1 pseudogene is annotated in these 302 nt (G+C 73.5%); it reads right to left on the reverse strand.

Annotation, left to right across the window (positions count from 1 at the left end):
- Positions 1–302: pseudogene (locus VR44_RS40420) on the reverse strand (flavoprotein); the annotation flags it as partial.

Consider the following 302-nt stretch of genomic DNA (forward strand, 5'->3'; position numbering starts at 1 on the left):
GTGCGTGCCCGCGCCGTCGGTCGACTTCGCGAGGTCGGCGAGCGAGGCGAGGGCGGTGAACGCGGAGGCACCGGAGCCGATGACGGCGGTGCGCTTGCCGGCGTACCAGGCTCGGGTGGCGGGGTCGTTCAGGTCGGGGACGCGGTAGGAGATCCGGTCGGCCGCCGCGCGCTCGCCGAGGGCGGGAAGGCCGTCGCCGCCTGCGGGGCTCGGGATGGCCCAGGTGCCGGAGGCGTCGATGACCGCATGGGCGAGGATCTTCTCTTCGTGGCCGTCGGCATAGGTGACATGGACGGTGAAGG

It is taken from the genome of Streptomyces katrae, from assembly GCF_000966975.1.
GTDB lineage: Bacteria > Actinomycetota > Actinomycetes > Streptomycetales > Streptomycetaceae > Streptomyces > Streptomyces katrae.